9 protein-coding genes are annotated in these 14,259 nt (G+C 57.9%); 5 read left to right on the top strand and 4 right to left on the bottom strand.

The genetic code is table 11. The features are described from left to right. Position 1: 1 nt before the first annotated feature. Positions 2-964, bottom strand: a complete 963-nt coding sequence (locus B3075_RS07555) for a 6-phosphofructokinase (protein WP_046434818.1) — start codon at positions 962-964, stop codon at positions 2-4. A 110-nt stretch (positions 965-1,074) separates the two neighbouring features. On the opposite strand from B3075_RS07555, the gene B3075_RS07550 reads away from it, so the two are divergent. Then, positions 1,075-1,806 carry a uracil-DNA glycosylase family protein gene (locus B3075_RS07550; RefSeq protein ID WP_102734814.1) on the top strand — a complete coding sequence of 244 codons (732 nt, stop codon included), beginning with the start codon at positions 1,075-1,077 and terminating at the stop codon, positions 1,804-1,806. 337 nt (positions 1,807-2,143) lie between these two features. Further along, positions 2,144-3,610: an Asp-tRNA(Asn)/Glu-tRNA(Gln) amidotransferase subunit GatB gene (gene gatB, locus B3075_RS07545; protein ID WP_290488238.1), complete on the top strand. Its 1,467-nt coding sequence runs from the start codon at positions 2,144-2,146 to the stop codon at positions 3,608-3,610. Positions 3,611-3,664: 54 nt separating this feature from the next. Here the strand turns inward: gatB and B3075_RS07540 are convergent, their stop codons facing one another. Together B3075_RS07540 and B3075_RS07535 are read right to left on the bottom strand one after the other, a co-directional pair. Continuing rightward, positions 3,665-5,395, bottom strand: coding sequence for a thiamine pyrophosphate-dependent enzyme (locus B3075_RS07540; protein ID WP_290488239.1), 1,731 nt, complete (start codon positions 5,393-5,395; stop codon positions 3,665-3,667). A 172-nt stretch (positions 5,396-5,567) separates the two neighbouring features. Next, positions 5,568-6,206, bottom strand: coding sequence for a PEP-CTERM sorting domain-containing protein (locus tag B3075_RS07535; protein ID WP_290492064.1), 639 nt, complete (start codon positions 6,204-6,206; stop codon positions 5,568-5,570). A gap of 564 nt (positions 6,207-6,770) precedes the next feature. Between B3075_RS07535 and B3075_RS07530 the strand changes: the two genes are divergently transcribed. Beyond that, positions 6,771-9,308 (top strand): hypothetical protein, encoded by a 2,538-nt coding sequence (locus B3075_RS07530; protein WP_290488120.1) that lies wholly within the window; start codon positions 6,771-6,773, stop codon positions 9,306-9,308. A gap of 109 nt (positions 9,309-9,417) precedes the next feature. On the opposite strand, the gene B3075_RS07525 is transcribed toward B3075_RS07530, so the two are convergent. Beyond that, a complete protein-coding gene (locus tag B3075_RS07525) occupies positions 9,418-10,071 on the bottom strand; it encodes a hypothetical protein (RefSeq protein WP_290488121.1) in 654 nt (217 codons plus the stop codon). A gap of 167 nt (positions 10,072-10,238) precedes the next feature. On the opposite strand from B3075_RS07525, the gene B3075_RS07520 reads away from it, so the two are divergent. Together B3075_RS07520 and B3075_RS07515 are read left to right on the top strand one after the other, a co-directional pair. Continuing rightward, entirely contained in the window at positions 10,239-12,995 is a 2,757-nt protein-coding gene (locus B3075_RS07520) for a calcium-translocating P-type ATPase, PMCA-type (protein WP_290488122.1), read from the top strand. Positions 12,996-13,092: 97 nt separating this feature from the next. Then, on the top strand, positions 13,093-14,250 hold the full coding sequence (locus B3075_RS07515; RefSeq protein ID WP_290488123.1) for an efflux RND transporter periplasmic adaptor subunit: 1,158 nt from the start codon (positions 13,093-13,095) through the stop codon (positions 14,248-14,250). Positions 14,251-14,259 lie beyond the last annotated feature (9 nt).

Genomic DNA, 14,259 nt, shown 5'->3' with positions numbered 1-14,259 from the left:
GCTAGCAGCTCAGCTCCCGGCAAAGGTTGATGATATCCTGGTTCACGGAGTACTGCTGCCCGGCCACGGAATCCAGGGAGGCATAGCCGTACTGGCCGTCATGATACACCATGATCTGGTTGATGTCCCCGTTGTTAAGAGCTTCCACGGCGCGGGTGGCAAAACGGGTGCCCATCAGGCGGTCACGGGCGGTGGGGGAACCGCCGCGCTGCACATGGCCCAGCACGGTCAGGCGGGTATCCATGCCGGCGCGTTCCGTCAGCCAGCGGGTCAGGTACTGCGCCACGCGGGTGCCTTCCGCCACCACGGCAATGATGCAGCTTCCCTCCTCATTGATGACAGGCTGGAGGCGCTTGTAAATGGATTCCAGGTCATACGGAATTTCAGGGACAATGCAGATGTCCGCCGCGCTGCAAAGAGCGGTGGTCATCGCCAGATAGCCGCAGTCCCGGCCCATCGTTTCAATCACGAAAGCGCGGTGATGGGAACGGGCCGTATCACGGACGGAATCAATGCAGTCCAGAATCACGTTCTGGGCCGTGTCCACGCCCAGGCAGTAGTCCGTACCGGCAATGTCGTTGTCAATCGTGGCCGGAATACCGGCGAAAGGCACTTCAAAATCATTGAAAAAGTCGTTCAGGGCGCGGAAAGAGCCGTCTCCGCCCATAATGATGAGCTTGTCGATGTTGCGTTCCTTCAGATGCTCGTAGGCCTGCCTGCGGAATTCGTAGTCGAAAAAGCGCTTGGACCGTGAGGAACGGAGGAGAGTTCCGCCCCTGTAGATCATGTCGCTGGTCAGCTCCCGGGTAGCTTCCTTGATTTTTCCATCAATCAGTCCTTCCAAACCGTCATAAACAACGTACGGATTCATTCCAAGCTGGCGGGCATGGTCCACTGCCGCCTTGATCGCCGGGTTCATTCCGGCGGCGTCGCCGCCAGATGTCATAATGGCTATTCCACTCATAAGTAATAAGGTTAACTTGTCCGGGGGGAAATGTTACCGGGCGGAACAAATAATGCAAGCGCGGAGTTTTTACTGGCGCAATAAACGGCAACGCTTCATGATGCGGAGGCATGAACGACACTGCAGCAGCCATTCTGAAAGCCACGGCCGCCCTCCGGGACGGCACGGAGCGGCTCCGGTTCGGAGCTCCGGTCCATGTTACCTACAACCCTCTTGCTTATGCATGGAACCCGCATGAACAGTATGTGCGCACCTATGGAAACGGGGAAAAGGGCCATTTGTTCCTGGGCATGAATCCCGGCCCCTTCGGCATGGCCCAGACGGGCGTCCCCTTCGGGGAAGTGGATGCCGTCGTCAACTGGCTGCACATCCGCGGAGAGGTGGGGCGGCCGGAACATACCCATCCCAAACGTCCCGTGGAAGGCTTCGGCTGCCCCAGGTCGGAAGTCAGCGGCCGCCGCCTTTGGGGACTTTTCGCGGAAGCTTTCGGCACCGCGGAAAACTTCTTCCGGCACAATTACGTGGCCAATTACTGCCCGCTGATTTGGATGGGCGCCACCGGGGCCAACATCACGCCGGACAAACTGCCGGCGGAACAGCGCGCCGCCGTGGACGCGGTATGCATGGAGCACCTGCTTTCCCTCATCACCATCCTGAATCCCCATACGCTGGTAGGGGTGGGAGCCTACGCCACGCAGAAACTGCGGGACGCCGCCTCCCGGCTCCCCGGCAAGAACTTCACCATCGGCACGTTGCTCCACCCAAGCCCCGCCAGCCCCATCGCCAACAAACTCTGGCCGGAACGCCCCATCCAGCAGCTTAAGGAACTGGGCATTTTATAAAGAATGGGGAGGTTAGAGCGGAGAGTTCCGTGACATGAAAGGAATCACCGGAGCAACAAGCCGGAAATTTGCGGGTCATGTTGTTCACCTGCGGCAATTCCCGCGCCACGGCGGGAGCGGGCCCGTGTTTTCAAACAATGATTGAGACGCGGCGCCGGCGTCACCAGGGCGGAGAAGGACATAAACGCCTCCCCGCCTCCATTGCAAAAACAGCCTTCCGCCAGACCAATCATCATCTTTAGCCGGAAAACCCTCCGCTCTCCCCCGCAGGCCTTTTTACTGGACAGGGAGAAAAGGGTTCCGTACAGTTTCCGCGATCTTCAAGCGTTCCGAATTTATGGCAATTTCAGATTACATCGTGACCATTGGCCTGGAAGTCCACTGCCAGATCAAGACAAAGAGCAAAATGTTCTGCTCCTGCGAAACCGGCTTTGGCTTTGAACCCAATACGCGTGTGTGCCCCACCTGCCTGGGGCTGCCGGGCGCCCTGCCCGTCCTGAATGAATTCGCCATTGAACGCACGCTGCTGACCGGCCTGATGCTGGGATGTTCCAGCCCGGAGATTTCCCAGTGGGACCGCAAGAATTATTTCTATCCGGACATGGCTAAAAATTACCAGACCTCCCAGCTGGATCTTCCGCTGTGCCTGGGCGGGGAAGTGCCCCTGTACCCCTGGTCCTATCCTAATGACGTGATCAAAGCCGGCGTCCCCCCTTTCCGCACCGTGAAGCTGACCCGCATCCACCTGGAAGAAGACGCGGCGAAGATTACCCATCACGCCAATTATTCCCTGATTGACTACAACCGCGCGGGGTCCGCCCTGATGGAAATCGTTTCCGAGCCGGACATAGACACCCCGGAAGAAGCCTACGCCTATCTCAAGTCCCTCCAGCAGATTCTGAATTACGGGGATATTTCCGACGCGGACATGGAAAAGGGCCAGATGCGGTGCGATGTGAATATTTCCCTGCGGCCCCACGGACAGAAGGAACTGGGAGCCAAGGTGGAAATGAAGAACATCAACTCCATGTCCGCCGTCCGCAGAGCCCTTCATGATGAAATCCGGCGCCAGGCGGAAGAACTGGACATGGGCATTCCTCAAGTCCAGTCCACCCGCCGCTGGGACGACGAACGCGGAGAAAGCGTCGTCATGCGCACCAAGGAAGACGCGCACGATTACCGTTATTTCCCCTGCCCGGATCTGGTTCCCGTACGCACGGCCCCCCTGGTGGAGAAGGTGCGCGGACAGATTCCCGAGCTGCCCCAGGAACGGCAGAAACGCTTCATGGAGGAATATGGCCTGAGCGAGTATGACGCCAACGTGCTGGTGGGGGATCTGGAGCTGGCGCGCTTTTTTGAAGAGGCGGCGCGGGGAACCGCCAGCGGCAAAAAAATCGCTAACTGGGTTATCAACAACATTTCCGCCGTGCTGAACGAAAAAGGCATGCGGCCGTCTGAATGCCCGGTAAAACCCGGCGCCATTCAGGAGCTGATCGCCATTATTGACGACGGCACCGTTTCCAACAACCAGGCCAAGGACGTATTCGCCAAGATGTGGGATGAACCGGCCCTCGCCGCAGCGCAGGCCGCCAAGCTGCTGGGCTTTGAAAAGGCGGATTCCTCTTTTCTGGACGGCATCGTGCGGGAAGTTATTTCCGCCAATCCGGACAAGGTGGCGGAAATACAGGGAGGCAACGAGAAGCTCCTGAACTGGCTCACCGGCCAGGTCATGAAGGCCGCCAAAGGCAAGGCCAACCCGAAAATCGTGACGGAAGCGCTGAAACAGGCCCTTTCCCTGAAGTGACCCCAAACAAAGAGCCGTTTTCCTTCCCGGTTTCCGGCTCCAGCCCGCAGGGCATCACGGTTTGAACAGCTTCCTGTTCCCGGCCAGGGTATTCCATACCTGCTTCACTTCCCCGGCCAGCGTCTGCTTCATCATGGCAAGGGAAAAGTCCGCGGCCTGGCCCATGCTGATGTAAGGAGGCAGGGCAATGGCGTCCCTGTCCACATGCGCGTCCAGCAGAGCGGCGCCGGGATAATTCAAGAACATGTCCACCATCTGATCCACCTGGCTGGATTTGTCCAATAAAAATCCCTTGATGCCGACGGCATCCGCCACGGCGGCAAAAGAGGGATTGTTCAGATTGATCTGCCATGGGATCAGCCCGGCCGCCTGCATTTCCAACTGGATGAAATCCAGACAGTCATTGTTATACACCACGATTTTCACCGGCAGCCTGTACTGCACAATCGTGATGAGATCCCCCAGCAGCATGGACAGGCCGCCATCTCCGCACAGGGCAATTACCTGACGTCCGGGGTATTCCATCTGCGCCCCGATGGCCATCGGCATGGCATTGGCCATGGAGCCATGATTGAAGGAAGCCAGCGTCCTCCTGCCCGGCGTAGCGCACAGGAACCTTGCGCTCCAGATGCAGGGGGTGCCGGTATCTACCGTAAATACGGCGTCGGATGCCGCATGCCTGTTCAAGGCGGTCGTGAGCTGTTCCGGACGGATGGGAGACTCCTTGTCATTTCCTTCCATATAGGCGTTCATATCCCTCACGTCCCTGGCGTGGCGTTTCAGGGAGGCGTCCAAATGCCCGGAATCCGTTTTTTCCTGCACCATGTTCAGCAACGCCTCCGCCGTGACGGAAACATCCCCGCAAATGCCCAGGTCCAGGCGGCAGCGGCGGCCCATCACTTCCCCGCGCCTGTCAATCTGCACGATTTCAGGTTTGGTGGGGATGAAATTGAAATAGGGAAAGTCTGTTCCCCACAACACGATCATGTCGCTTTCATGCATGGCCTTGTAGGCGTCTCCCCACCCCAGCAGCCCCGTCATGCCGATGCCCAGGGGATTGTCATGCTCAAAATAATCCTTGCCCCGCCAGGTGTAGGCAATCGGGGCTTTCAAACGGTACGCGAGCTTGACGACCTTGTCTTCCGCGCCCGCGCACCCGGCGCCGCAGAAGAAAGTGATGCGGCGGTGGTCATCAAGCATCCGCGCCAGAAGGGATACGGATTCATGCTCAGGAACAACACTCTCCCGGGTATAAGAAGGAGGATGAACCATGTGCTTCATCTCCGCGGGGGCATCCGCAATGTCTCCGGGCAGGACGACGACGCCTACGTCGCGCCTGGCCCACGCGTGCTGAATGGCGGACATCAGTATGCCCGGAGCCTGGGAAGCTTCCGAAACCAGTTCCGCATATGCGCTGCATTCCTTGAAAAGCTGTTCCGGATGCGTGGCCTGGAAATATTCCATGCCCACCTGGCTCTGCGGGATGTGGGAGGCGATGGCCAGCACCGGAGCATGGTTCCGGTGGGCGTCAAACAGGCCGTTGATCAAATGGAGGTTGCCGGGGCCGCTGCTGCCGCAGCATACAGCCAGGTTCCCGCTCAGCTGGGCTTCCGCGCTCGCGGCAAATGCCGCCGCTTCCTCATGCCGCACATGAATCCATTCAATGGTCTTCCTCCTTCTCAAAGCGTCCGTAACGGGGTTCAGGCTATCCCCCACAATTCCGTAAATTCGCTTAATTCCCGCCTTTTCCAAAATTTCAACGATCTGATCGGCTACCCTGTGCATGCAGCTTAGACACCGTCCAATCTCCCACGGATTCATTCTTATGTGTCATCCTCCCGCCTTTTCCGCACCGGAGAAAATACCTGCGGTTACCCTCCCGATATAAGAAACAATAAGGCCGCCGCCTTTGTCAGGCAGCGGCCCATGAATTGACGGGTTTTCCAGTGGGAAACCGTCAGGAACGGCGGCGGCGCATCATCAGGGCGGCCAGGCCCAGGATTCCCAGAGAAGCGGAGGCCGGCTCCGGAACCTGAAGCCCGGCAAAACCGGCAATCTGTTCCGCGCCAAGTTTTTCATTCGTCCATTTAACTTCACCCCATGTAAGGTTGGGATTAATCCAGCTGCTAATGGGGTTGGCGTTGCCGTTCATGTTGCCGTTGTAGGACAACGTGTCAAGCAGAGAACCATTCACATAGACATCCACAGACTGACTCTGGTCTGCGCCCGTGACGGACAAAGTAACGTTAAGAAGACCTCCACCCAAAACAACGGAAGTTTCAGAAACGTCCCCACGGTCTTGAGTAAAAAACCCGTTAGAAGTATTCAGGTTTCCATCTCCCATGCCAAGCCTGGCATCTGAAGTCAGATACAGGGCATTTGCCCCATAGCTTTGATTTGCGTTGCGTCCATAATAACCGAACAGAGCGGTTTGGGCTCCTTGCGTTAAGGAAGAGGTGTCCAGCCAGAGGGAGATCGTGTAACTGGAAGCATAAAAATTAGCACCATAAGGAATGGAACCAGCAGGGATAGCGCTGCTTGAAAGACTTCCGAACGTCATCTCTTTTCCCAGCGCAACACCTTCAGTTGTTGTCATCGTACCGGAATTGTAAAGCGTTCCGGACTCCGGAGCAACAGAGCCGGGGTCCGCCAATGCCGGCACGGAGCAACAAGCAGCAATAACCATTAATGCTAAAGTCTTTTTCATTTTTATGTATGATGGACTGAGTTGTTAGAGGAATATTCTCTGCCCTTCATATATCGGATTCCTAATCCGAGGTCAACCTAACATTTCAGATATGAAGATATTATCACGATTTTTCTCTTCTGAGAAAAAGGATTTCTGTTTCTAAACAGCAATTTCAAAGCGGCTGCAAAAAAAAATTATTCTGCGCTTCATTTATATTTTTTCATAAGTTGCAGAAAATAAGCATATTGAAAATTTGTTTAGAGAATAAAAAAGAGTTCTTTCCATCTTTCCCAGTTGAGAGAAAAAAGGGCGGATTAGGAATTCGGTTGTCTTTCTCCAGCCCTCAAAAAACAACATAATATTTTCATATTCAATAAGAATTATTCTTCTTCCCCTCCACTTCCAAGACCTTTTTCTTGAAAAAGAACCTTCCCCAAATTATGCTCCCGCTAGCTGTAATATCATTTCATCATGAAATTTTTCAAAACAACCATTGCCATGGCAACCCTGCTGGGCTGTCTGCCCACGTCTCCGGCAGAAGTTGCCTTTCCGGGGCCTGCTCCCGGAACAGCCAACGCGGAACAATCCGCTTCCGGCTATACTCTTTCCAATAATATCCTGACGGCCAAATTTATCCTTCGGAACGGCAGTCTTTCCTTCGGGGGAATGACTTCCAAACTGGGGCCCGTCGCCAAGGCCGGGGGAGACTTATTTATCATCAATCTTCAGGATGGACGGAGCATTAAATCCTCCGATCTGAAAGCGGGAAACGTCAAGTTCACCGCCCTCCAGCCCAATCCCAAAGCGTTCAGACTGGCTGACCGCTTCCCGGGAAAAGCCGTCAGCGCCACGTTTCAGGCTCTGAACGGCGCCCTTCGCATCTCCTGGCGCGCCGTGCTCAGGGATCATTCCCATTACCTGCGGCAGGAACTCCGCCTGACATGTACGAAGCCCATCCAGATGAAAAACATCATAGCGATGCAATATGACCTGGTAGAAGGGAAAGCCGGAGCGCCCTCCGTCTCCGGCAACGCCAGAGGCGCGCTCATCGTCAATGACCTGGCGTTCACTGCCCTGGAAACTCCCATGGGCATCAATACTGTGGGGGGCGCCGGAAATACGGCAGGGGGAGAAACCGCCAGCTGGAGAGCGGACAAGTGGTCCACAGCTTCATGGACAGGAAATTTCAATGTTCCCCAGGAACTGAAAAAGCAGTACGGAGAACAGGTTTCCAGTGCGGAAGGCCCGGTTTCCATTGACGGCAAAGGCGCATGCGCCGTCACCTTCCAGTATAAGGGAGGGGACAAGGGCAACAACAAGCTGAACCTCGCCGGCGTGCAGCTCCTTTCCTCCAAGGGGGCCGTCCTTGATTCCGATTTCCACAACGGCAGCACCGGAGATTCCAATGCCGGCAACACTTACACGGTGCAAGTTCCCTCCAGGGGAAATTACATTCTGCGCTACTGGGCTCAGACCAAGAGCGAACCGATTGCCAGCAAGGGGGAAATCACCTTTTCCCTGCCCGTGCGCACGCTGGAGGAAAAGCAGGAAGCCCAGGCGGGCGAATCCCGGCTGGCCCAGGGTCTCTGGAGCCGTAAAACCACCATGCAGCCCGGGGAAATATGGGACGTATCCTCCGTTCTCGGAATCTTTGCCCCCGGCCAGCAACGCCGCTCCTTCCTGGCCTATATGGAACGGGAACGCGTGATGCCCTACCGCCCCTTCATCCATTATAATTCCTGGTATGAACTGAACATCAACCGCAACAATGATTCGGACCCCGCCAAGCGCATGACGGAAGAACAATGCCTGGCCGTCCTGAAAGACTGGCAGGAACAGTTTTTCCAGAAACGCGGCATGTCCATTGACGCCTTCGTCTGGGACGACGGCTGGGATGAATTCAACAGCCTGTGGGATTTCCACAAGATGTTCCCGCAGGGCTTCAAGCGCATTGACGCCGCCGCCGGAAAACAAAAGGCCGGCATCGGCACGTGGCTGGGCCCGGTGGGGGGCTACGGAGCCTCCAAGGGCAAGCGGCTCGCCCACTGGAACGTGAAGCATCCGGACAACAAAATCGGCAACTTCCAGCTCTCCAACAAGGAATATTTTGACGCCTTTGTGGGCCGCTGCTCCCAGATGGTGAAGGACTACCATATGAAGTACTTCAAATTCGACGGCATCAGCACCCACTTCCATGCCAAGGGACCCGGCAACGAGGAGGATGCGGAAGGCATCATCCGCGTGCTGAACGCCCTGCGCAAGAAAAAGGGGGATCTTTACATCAACTGTACCGTAGGGACCTGGGCATCCCCCTTCTGGTTCCGTTACGCGGATTCCGTATGGAGGCAGGAGAATGACTTCGGCACCATCGGAACGGGCGACAACCGCGACAAATGGATCACCTACCGCGACCGCCTGGTGCATGAAGTCTTTGTGCAGGGCTCCCCGCTGATGCCCATCAATTCCATGATGACTCACGGCCTGATGGTCACTAAATTCGGCCCTCCGGCATGCATGCCCCGCGACCCGGAAAACGTCAAGAAAGAACTCCGCTGCGCCACCGCCTGCGGCACTTCCCTCCAGGAGCTTTACGTGGATCGGGACCTGATGAACGCCAACGGAGGAGTCCTGTGGGACGAACTGGCCAAGGGGATCAAATGGATCCGCCGCAATGCGGACGTTTTGGACGATGTGCACTGGGTAGGCGGCAATCCGTGGAACAGGGAAACTAACGAAGGGTCCGTATACGGCTGGGCCGCATGGAATAAAAACAAGGCCACCCTGGCCCTCCGCAATTCCTCCGACCAGGAAAAGAGCCTGACCGGCACCCTGCGCAGCATCCTGGATATTCCCGCGAACGTCAAGGGCTCCATCACCTTCAAGGATTCCTATGACGACCAGCGGACGCTGGACGGCTTCTCCGGCAGTTCCGTAAATATTGACAAGGAACTCTCCTTCACGCTGAAGCCCTTTGAAGTGCTGGTGTACGAAGGAGGCAAGGTCAAATAAAACCGGCCGGTCCGCACGCCCGGCCAAGCCGGAACGGCGCTGGAAAAACATGTTGAGGGAGGCGGGATACCCGCCTCCCTTCTTTTTTCCCGCCCGCACAGAGCCCGGGTCAGAATGTTTTTTCAAACGTCACCGCTTCCAGCGGATTGGCAGGGTTGACCGGCATCACCAGGCATTCCGCACCTTCCCCGCCCGGGTACAGCGTCAGGCTGCCACCGGAGGAATAGACGATAGAGATGCCGTAATATCCCCCTTTTTTCACCAGAGACCAGGTGCCGCGGCAGGAAGAAACGAGGTCCTCCTCCAGCACGGAAAGGTTCTCCCTCTCCTCCGGGCGGGAAATCCACCTGCCCCATGCCTCCGGACGGGGAAAGGAAGAAATCTCGCACGTCCCGTCTTCATTCAGGAGGAGCGTGGAAGAACTGACCTGGAAAAAACGCTTCAGCTCCGGAGGGCGGAAAAACCACCGCTCCCTGGGGGAGGATTCCACCTCATACTTTCCGGACAAGTCCCGCAGGTCCGGCTTCTGAATCCACAGGAAAGTTTGTTGACACGCCGCCTGGCGGCACGCCAACCCCACCACGGCCAGCAGGGAAAGGAACGCCAGAACAAACGCCCACAGAGCCAGCCGCTTCCTCCACCACGCATAAACGGCGGCCAGCCCAGCCACGCTGCCCGCGCAAACCCAGAACCCCCAGGAACAGGAAAGGAAGGCCAGGGCATCCGCCAGCACGGAAAATCCATGAGAAAGATCATTCCACATAGGCGCTCCAGAATCTCCGGAACATGGTCAAAGTCAAGACAACAATGCCGCCTTTCAAAGCACGGCCCGCGGGCCGCGCCCCGCTGAAAAACTCCCGTCATGACCCCGGAAAATATTCCTCCGCACTTTTCTCACGGACTTCAATCAGGTAAAGAAGCATCTGAACCATGAAAAGCGCAGCACATCATCAGGGGCTTTCGGAACAGCAGGTTCTGGAAAACCGGACCAGATACGGAGTCAACATCCTGACTCCCCCGGAAAAGGAGCCCCTGTGGAAGCAATTTCTGGAGAAATTTTCAGACCCCATCATTAAAATTCTGCTGGTGGCCCTGTTCCTGTCCGTAGGCGTGGCCTGCTATCAGTTCCTTACCGGAGCGGAACCGGCCAGCGTCTTTCTGGAGCCCGCGGGCATCCTGGCGGCCATCCTGCTGGCCACCTGCGTGGGCTTCGCCTTCGAGGTAAGCGCCAACAAAAAGTTTGAAATCCTGAACCAGGTCAATGACGACACCATGGTCCAGGTCATCCGCGGCGGCAATATCTGCGAATTGCCCCGCCGGGACGTGGTGGTGGGCGATATCGTCATCCTGAACACAGGGGAGGAGGTTCCGGCGGACGGCGTCCTGCTGGAAGCCGTTTCCCTCCAGGTCAACGAATCCACGCTGACGGGGGAACCCCTCATCGGCAAAACCACGAATGAGGCGGAATTCAAGAAGGACGCCACCTACCCCTCCAACCACGTTCTGAAAGGAACAACCGTGGCGGACGGCCACGGCGTCATGGAAGTGACGTCCGTGGGGGACAGGACGGAATACGGCAAGGTTTATGAAGGCTCCCAGATCGACAACAAGGTGCAGACGCCCCTCAACCGCCAGCTTTCCAGGCTGGGCGACCTCATCACCTGGGCCAGCTACGCCATCGCCGCCCTCATCATCATCGGGCGGCTTACCCTGTACTTCTCCCACCTGCCCGGCCCCGTGGAATGGCTGAGCGCGGGAACCTATATTCTGAATACCGTCATGATCGCCGTAACCGTCATCGTCGTCACGGTGCCGGAGGGGCTGCCCATGAGCGTCACCCTGAGCCTGGCGTTGAGCATGAAGAGCATGCTCACCAACAACAACCTGGTGCGCAAGATGCACGCCTGCGAAACCATGGGGGCCGCCACCGTCATCTGCACGGACAAGACGGGCACCCTGACGCGCAACCAGATGAACGTGTACAAGGCTGATTTTTACGGGTTGGGGGACGCCGCCCCGGCGGAAAACGAGCTGGGGGACCTGATCCGGGAGGGAATCGCCGTCAACTCCACCGCCTTTCTGGATTACGCGGACCCGGAACATATCAGGGCCCTGGGCAATCCCACAGAAGGAGCGCTCCTCCTGTGGCTGCACGGGCTGGGCGTGAATTACCTGGACCTGCGGGAAAACGCCCGCGTGCTGGAACAGCTTACTTTCTCCACGGAACGCAAGTACATGGCCACCGTGGCGAAATCCCCCCTGCTGGGCAAAAAAGTCCTTTACGTGAAAGGCGCGCCGGAAATCGTGCTGGGCCTCTGTTCCACCGTCCTGACTCCGGAAGGCCAGGTTCCCGCCGCGGACATGCGCCCCGCCATTGAGAAACAGCTCCTGGCCTATCAGAACCAGGCCATGCGCACGCTGGGCTTCGCGTACCGCGTTCTGGAGGATGACGCCCCGGTATTCGAGGACGGCCGCATCATCCGCAAGGATCTGGTTTATCTGGGCATCGCCGCCATTTCCGACCCCGTCCGGGACGATGTGCCCCAAGCCGTGAAGGACTGCATGGACGCGGGCATCCGCATCAAGATCGTCACGGGGGACACCCCCGGCACCGCACGGGAAATAGGGCGCCAGATCGGCCTGTGGACGGAAGAGGACACGCCGGACCGCCTGATGACGGGAGTGGAGTTTGAGCAGACCCCGGATGCGGAACTGCTGGACCGCGTGATGGACCTGAAAATCATGTGCCGCGCCAGGCCCATGGATAAGGAACGGCTGGTCAAGCTGCTCCAGAAGAAGGACCAGGTAGTGGCCGTCACCGGGGACGGCACCAACGACGCCCCCGCGCTGAACGCCGCGCAGGTGGGGCTTTCCATGGGGGACGGTACCACCGTAGCCAAGGAAGCCAGCGCCATCACCATTCTGGACAATTCCTTCATGAGCATTTCCCGCGCCGTCATGTGGGGGCGTTCCCTGTACAGGAATATCCAGCGCTTCATCGTCTTCCAGATGACCATTAACGTGGCGGCCTGCCTCATTGTGCTCATCGGCGCGTTCCTGGGCACGGAATCCCCCCTCACCGTCACGCAGATGCTCTGGGTGAACCTCATCATGGACACCTTCGCCGCGCTGGCGCTGGCCTCCCTGCCGCCGGACGAACGCGTGATGCGGGACCCGCCGCGCAAGACGACGGACCACATCATCACCCGCCCCATGGGGCGAGACATCCTGGGCGTGGGAATCCTGTTCGTCGCTTTCCTGTTCGGCCTGCTGCAATATTTCAAGCATGCGGACATTACCAGCCTCACGCAGTTCAGCCTCAGCGGCTACTTCCGCAGCTACCTGGACTTCTCCACCCCGGAACATGAACTGACAGGTTATGAACTGTCCCTGTTTTTCACCATTTTCGTCCTGCTCCAATTCTGGAACATGTTTAACGCCAAAGCATTCAACACGCACCGGAGCGCCTTTGCACGCATGGGCGCCAGCATCGGGGGCTTCGGGGTGGTGGCTTTGCTCATCCTGGCCGGGCAATACCTCATCGTCACCTTCGGCGGCAAGATGTTCAACGTGGTGCCCCTGAGCTGGACGGACTGGGGCCTCATCTTCGCAGGCACCTCCCTTGTCCTGTGGTTCGGAGAACTGGCGCGGGCATTCACGCCGGACAAATCCGCAGGCCGCCCGTAAACCGTCCGGAAGCAACCTCCCGCGCATGACACGGACGGCGACGCCGCCCGGAAAACCTTCTTTCAACAAAGAAGCCCGCGGGCGTGTCACTCCCTGCATGGACCTGACACGCCTGACGGGCTCTATCTCCGGCCCCGCCGTTTTCCTCTGCCTGCTTTCCCTCTTTTTTTCCGCGTGTAAAAAGACGGAACAGGCGCCGCATGAAACGCCCACGATTATTTACGAACACCCCGTTACCATGGATATTCCGGTGACGGGCAGCTGGGTGGGCCACCTGGACGGCGTGGACAACGCCTCCATCGTCCCCCAGATTACGGGCTACCTGCAAACGCAGAATTACGCCAATGGCGCTATTGTGAAGAAAGGGGAAGTTCTCTTCCGCATTGACGATTCCACATTCAGGGACCAGGTATCCAAGGCCAAAGCCACCCTGGCCCAGGCGCAGGCCCAGCTCCAGCAGTTGAATTACGACGCGGAGATTTACAGGCCCCTGGCCGCGGAGAGCGCCATTTCCAAACAGAAATACGAGGATACGCGCTTCTCCGCCCTGGCCGCGGAAGCGCAGGTGCAGCAGGCCGCGGCGGCCCTGGCCCTGGCTGAAAAAAATCTTTCCTATACGGTGCTGTACGCGCCTTTTGACGGAATAGCCGGCATTTCCAGGACAAACATCGGCGACCTGGTCAGCCCGGAAAGCGGCCCCCTTGCCGTCGTCTCCTCCGTCAATCCCATCCGCGTCAATTTCGCCGTCACCCAGCAGGAATGGATTCAGCAGGCGGGCAAGAACGGGAATGAGGGCGTCCAGACGGGCAGCAAGCTGGACATCACGCTGAAAGACGGGACCAAATACCCGGAACAGGCCACGGTAGTGGCTATTGACCGGGCGTTTAATCCCCAAACAGGCACCATCCGCGTGCAGGCCAACCTTCCCAATGCGGACTATCTGCTGCGCCCCGGCATGTTCATCATCGCCACGGCCCGGCTGGCCACCGTCAAGAACGCGCTGACCGTTCCGGCGAAATCCCTTCTTTCCACGCAGGGGCGCTTTTTCGTCATTGTTCTGGATGAGGGCAGCCACCCTTCCCTCATTCCCGTACAGGCCGGGACGCAGCTTGGAGACCGGCAGCAGGTTATTCCCCTGAAACCGGATTCCCTCACCCCTCAAAGCAAAGTGGTCGTGGACGGCCTTCTCCAGGCGGAAGCGGCCTCCAGAAATCCGGCCGCCCGCCTGAAAGCGGTACCCTCCAGCAACCAATAAGCTCCTCCC

The organism is Akkermansia sp. UBA7090, assembly GCF_002493465.1.
Classification (GTDB): Bacteria; Verrucomicrobiota; Verrucomicrobiia; order Verrucomicrobiales; family Akkermansiaceae; genus Akkermansia; species Akkermansia muciniphila_A.
This window is presented reverse-complemented; position numbering and strand designations above follow the sequence as displayed.

What these genes read in the sequence shown, in the direction of transcription:
- B3075_RS07555 (WP_046434818.1), bottom strand. Translation starts at nt 964, where the DNA reads ATGAGTGGAATAGCCATTATGACATCTGGCGGCGACGCCGCCGGAATG.
- B3075_RS07550 (WP_102734814.1), top strand. Translation starts at nt 1,075, where the DNA reads ATGAACGACACTGCAGCAGCCATTCTGAAAGCCACGGCCGCCCTCCGG.
- gatB (WP_290488238.1), top strand. Translation starts at nt 2,144, where the DNA reads ATGGCAATTTCAGATTACATCGTGACCATTGGCCTGGAAGTCCACTGC.
- B3075_RS07540 (WP_290488239.1), bottom strand. Translation starts at nt 5,395, where the DNA reads ATGCACAGGGTAGCCGATCAGATCGTTGAAATTTTGGAAAAGGCGGGA.
- B3075_RS07535 (WP_290492064.1), bottom strand. Translation starts at nt 6,206, where the DNA reads ATGACAACAACTGAAGGTGTTGCGCTGGGAAAAGAGATGACGTTCGGA.
- B3075_RS07530 (WP_290488120.1), top strand. Translation starts at nt 6,771, where the DNA reads ATGAAATTTTTCAAAACAACCATTGCCATGGCAACCCTGCTGGGCTGT.
- B3075_RS07525 (WP_290488121.1), bottom strand. Translation starts at nt 10,071, where the DNA reads ATGTGGAATGATCTTTCTCATGGATTTTCCGTGCTGGCGGATGCCCTG.
- B3075_RS07520 (WP_290488122.1), top strand. Translation starts at nt 10,239, where the DNA reads ATGAAAAGCGCAGCACATCATCAGGGGCTTTCGGAACAGCAGGTTCTG.
- B3075_RS07515 (WP_290488123.1), top strand. Translation starts at nt 13,093, where the DNA reads ATGGACCTGACACGCCTGACGGGCTCTATCTCCGGCCCCGCCGTTTTC.